Genomic DNA, 2819 nt, shown 5'->3' with positions numbered 1-2819 from the left:
GGCCAGTGCCGCACGCAGTGCGCCGGGCGCTTTGCCCGCGCCCCTGGCAGCGCCCGCATTATTACGCCGTGCGCGCCTGTGCCATGGGCATCTGGGCGGCGAGCTGGCAGCGCAGCTGTACCAACGCATGGTGCAAGCAGGGTGGATCAAGCGGCATGAGCAGCGCACTGATGTCACGCTCAAGGGCACCCAGCACCTGGCCGGCCTGGGCATTTTCACCCAGGCACTGGCGTCGCCACTGGTGTGTGACTGTTTCGATTGGAGCCAACAGCAACCGCATCTGGGGGGGGCGTTGGGGGCGGGGTTGCTGCGTCTGTTTTTGCAGTCGAACTGGATCAGTGCGATCAACGAGTCGCGCGCGTTGCTGGTGAGCAAGACAGGGCTATCGGAAATTGCTCGGCTGGCAGCGCCTGAGCCACTTGGAGCCTGATTTTAACAACCCAAACTACTGTGAGAGCGAGCAAGCCCACTCCCACAGGTTTAGTTGGCGTTTATCCAGTTAAGGCTTAACCAACCGCGCATCCAGGCTGTTTTGCGCCAGGCGTTTGGCCTGGTCCTGGGTCATGCCCAGGCTGGTGTACAGCGCGTGGAAGTTCTCGGTGACATAACCGCCGAAGTACGCCGGGTCATCCGAGTTCACCGTGACCTTCACGCCGCGCTCGAGCATGTCGAGGATGTTGTGCTGGGCCATGTCGTCGAACACACACAGCTTGGTGTTAGACAGCGGGCATACCGTCAGCGGGATCTGCTCGTCGATGATGCGCTGCATCAGGCGTTCGTCTTCGATGGCGCGCACGCCATGGTCGATACGCTGGATTTTCAGCAGGTCGATGGCTTCCCAGATGTACTCGGGCGGGCCTTCTTCGCCGGCGTGGGCGACGGTGAGGAAGCCTTCGTGGCGCGCACGGTCGAACACGCGCTGGAATTTGCTCGGCGGGTGACCCATTTCCGAACTGTCCAGGCCCACAGCCACGAACGCATCACGGAACGGCAGGGCCTGGTCGAGGGTTTTCTCGGCTTCGGCTTCGCTCAAGTGGCGCAGGAAGCTGAGGATCAAACCGCTGGTGATGCCCAGTTGTTGTTCGCCGTCTTTAAGCGCAGCGGCGATGCCGTTGAGTACCACTTCGAACGGCACGCCACGGTCGGTGTGGGTTTGCGGGTCGAAGAACGGTTCAGTGTGGATCACGTTCTGGGCTTTGCAGCGCAGCAGGTAGGCCCAGGTCAGGTCGTAGAAATCCTGGGAGGTGCGCAGCACATCGGCGCCCTTGTAATACAGGTCGAGAAACTCTTGCAGATTGTTGAAGGCGTAGGCCTTGCGCAGGGTTTCGACGTCGTTCCACGGCAGCGCAATTTTGTTGCGCTCAGCCAGGGCGAACAGCAACTCGGGCTCCAGCGAGCCTTCCAGGTGCAGGTGCAGTTCAGCCTTGGGCAGGGCGTTGAGCCAATCGTACATTTCTAAAATCTCATCAGGTGCAATGGCGGCATTCTACAGGTCATGGCCGAAATAATTGGCAAAACCTGACCAGCAGGAGAGTTTTGATTTTGATTGTGCAAGGGCCACGTGAGCTAAGGTGTAACGAAACGTTAGTGAGTTGCTGGAGTCTGTACCCCATCAATGACTGATTTGCCGTACTAAAAGGCCCGCAATGCTCACATCTCTCAAGCAAGAAAAATTCATGCTGCTGGCGCTGATCGCCGCCATTGCCGCCTACCCGCTGGAGCACTGGATGCTCAACAGCGGGCAAATCGTCGCGCTGTTGGCGGGCGTGGTGCTGATCGGCTTTATCGTGATGGCGTCGATGCGCGTGGCGCACCATGCCGAACAACTCGCGGAAAAAGTCGGCGACCCCTACGGCACCATGATCCTGACCCTGGCCGCCGTCCTGGTGGAAGTGGTAATCCTGGCGATCATGATGAGCAACGAGCCGTCGCCGACCCTGGTGCGCGACACCATTTACTCGGCGGTGATGCTCGATATCAACGGCATCCTCGGCCTCGCTGCGCTGATGGGCGGTATCAAGCATGGCGAACAGTCCTACAACGATGATTCGGCACGCACCTACAGCGTGATGATCCTGACCGCCATGGGCGTGTCGATGGTGGTGCCGGAATTTATCCCCGAGGCCGACTGGAAAATTTACTCGGCCTTCACCATCGGTGCGATGGTGGTGCTCTACACCCTGTTCCTGAGGATGCAGGTGGGGCCGCACAGCTATTTCTTCAGCTACAGCTACCCGGAAAAACGCCGTAAAAAACAACCGGAAGAACAACAGGAAGTGCCGGTCAACCTGGCGTTTTCCATCGGTACTCTGGTGTTTGGTGTGATCGTGATTGGCGCGCTGGCCGAGGTGATGTCCAAGACCCTGGACCTGGGCCTGGAAGGTACGGGCGCACCGCCGGTGATCACAGCAATCGTGGTGGCGGCGATTTCGGCAGCGCCGGAAATTCTCACTGCGTTGCGCGCAGCCCTGGCCAACCGCATGCAGTCGGTGGTCAACATCGCGCTGGGCGCGTCGCTGTCGACGGTGATCCTGACGGTGCCGGTGATGGAAGCCATGGCGCTCTACACCGGCCAGCCGTTCCAGATGGCGATGACGCCGGTGCAAACCGTGATGGTGTTTATCACGCTGATCGTCAGCGCGATCAACCTCAACGATGGCGAAACCAACGCCATCGAAGGGATGACCCATTTTGTGTTGTTTGCGACCTTTATCATGCTGTCGCTGTTGGGTCTGTAATCAGATTTCAAGAACACCGTAGAGCCAAATGTGGGAGGGGGCTTGCCCCCGATAGCGGTGGGTCAGCAACTTATATGTGAC

2 protein-coding genes and 1 pseudogene are annotated in these 2819 nt (G+C 59.2%); 2 read left to right on the top strand and 1 reads right to left on the bottom strand.

What is annotated here, in order from left to right; genetic code table 11:
• Positions 1–430 (top strand): annotated as a pseudogene (locus WBR57_RS17575) (transcriptional regulator); the annotation flags it as partial.
• A 69-nt stretch (positions 431–499) separates the two neighbouring features.
• Here the strand turns inward: WBR57_RS17575 and WBR57_RS17570 are convergent.
• Entirely contained in the window at positions 500–1453 is a 954-nt protein-coding gene (locus tag WBR57_RS17570; RefSeq protein ID WP_043051475.1) for an adenosine deaminase, read from the bottom strand.
• Positions 1454–1646: 193 nt separating this feature from the next.
• Here WBR57_RS17570 and WBR57_RS17565 point away from each other — a divergent pair, with 193 nt between their 5' ends.
• The gene (locus WBR57_RS17565; protein ID WP_424085057.1) at positions 1647–2738 is read left to right on the top strand and encodes a calcium:proton antiporter; all 1092 of its coding nucleotides are present in this window, start codon (positions 1647–1649) and stop codon (positions 2736–2738) included.
• Positions 2739–2819 lie beyond the last annotated feature (81 nt).

It is taken from the genome of Pseudomonas sp., from assembly GCF_049590575.1.
Classification (GTDB): domain Bacteria; phylum Pseudomonadota; class Gammaproteobacteria; order Pseudomonadales; family Pseudomonadaceae; genus Aquipseudomonas.
The sequence above is the reverse complement of the archived record's forward strand: the minus strand, read 5'-3'. Positions and strand labels throughout refer to the sequence as shown.

What these genes read in the sequence shown, in the direction of transcription:
- WBR57_RS17570 (WP_043051475.1), bottom strand. Translation starts at nt 1,453, where the DNA reads ATGTACGATTGGCTCAACGCCCTGCCCAAGGCTGAACTGCACCTGCAC.
- WBR57_RS17565 (WP_424085057.1), top strand. Translation starts at nt 1,647, where the DNA reads ATGCTCACATCTCTCAAGCAAGAAAAATTCATGCTGCTGGCGCTGATC.